This is a genomic window from Priestia flexa NBRC 15715 (assembly GCF_001591565.1).
Classification (GTDB): Bacteria; Bacillota; Bacilli; order Bacillales; family Bacillaceae_H; genus Priestia; species Priestia flexa.
The window spans coordinates 1-1,216 of sequence record NZ_BCVD01000240.1; the positions used below are offsets into that span (position 1 = coordinate 1).

At 38.5% G+C, this 1,216-nt stretch carries 1 protein-coding gene; it reads right to left on the minus strand.

Annotation, left to right across the window (positions count from 1 at the left end):
• Positions 1 to 22: 22 nt before the first annotated feature.
• On the minus strand, positions 23 to 1,045 hold the full coding sequence (locus BFL01S_RS19645; protein WP_061786727.1) for a DUF3231 family protein: 1,023 nt from the start codon (positions 1,043 to 1,045) through the stop codon (positions 23 to 25).
• Positions 1,046 to 1,216: the final 171 nt, after the last annotated feature.

Sequence of the window (1,216 nt, forward strand, 5' to 3'; positions counted from 1 at the left end):
AAAAAAGCATGAATGTTTTCATTCATGCTTTTTTGTTTGGAGAACGAATAAGCTGTTCTTTGTTAATGGTTCCAGGAGGTTGTTCAAGCCATTGATTTTTAATCATAATATCTGCTCCAGCTTTTGCATAGCGTCCAATTTCAAACGACATTCTTTCGTAATTTAAAGCAAGGTCGCTTCGCTGGCTAGCTGCAGCTGCCGTTGCGTAATTACCTATACCTGTAGCGCTCAGTAAGCTCATGTGAAACATCATCAGCTTTTCAGAGAACACTGGAGTTGTTGAATCCGTGATGTAAAGATCTGAGCTCATTGGTGCGGCGATATGATCGTTTAAAAGCGTATCAGCAAATAGCTTAATATGCTTTTGGGAGATTTCATTTCCTCTCATCATAAACTGCTTTACCTCTTTGGACGTAGCCGTTTGAGCAAAGCTTAAGCAAATCTTATAGCCAATTAAGTTCGTTTGGATATTTAAAAACAAATGTGAAATCTCAACCGCATTTACGGGACGGTTTTTGCTGAACAAGTGAAAGCCGCTTATGTACTCCTTACTATCAATGTAATCGACTTCACTTGGAACGCAAATGTAAGGTGGGCGTGTGAGAATTCCCATTTCAAGCGCCAGCTTTGTCGTTTTTTCATAAAAAGAGGCCGTTTTATGCAAAGCGGTTGAAAAATAGTCAATTAAGTCATATCGAGCGCTCATAGCTAATGAGCCGCTGTAGCCAACCATTCCAGCTTTTGACATGTGATTGAGATAGCTAAGACAAAACGTATCCGTATATAAACGGGGAGCGTTCACATTTACGTCTTGCTTCCCAAATCCATTTGGAATTGCAAACTTTTCTTGTTGAAATAACTTCTGCAAACTGCTTACATGCTCAGAGGACATCGTTAAAGCCTCTTTTACAAGCGCGTGAATATCTTTATCTTCAATATGAGTTAACATATAAGCTAAAATACATGTTGCCATGCTGTCATTCATATAAGCTGTCCATAGAGATGCAATTTCAGCTGATGTTAAATTGGGTAAGTGTTTTTCCATTCCTATTCCTCCAGTATCATTAGTTTTTCTCAAAGAGCAGAAGATTATGAGAAGTACTTCATCAGAATATGCTCTGCAAGAAAATGTTGACTTTATGAACGGTATGGGAAGATAGGTGTTTTTAGCATGATGAACCAGGTGCGTTTTGCATTTATGTAAATGGAGGAGTTT

Coding starts and splice junctions, on each gene's coding strand:
- BFL01S_RS19645 (WP_061786727.1), bottom strand. CDS start 1,045: ATGGAAAAACACTTACCCAATTTAACATCAGCTGAAATTGCATCTCTA.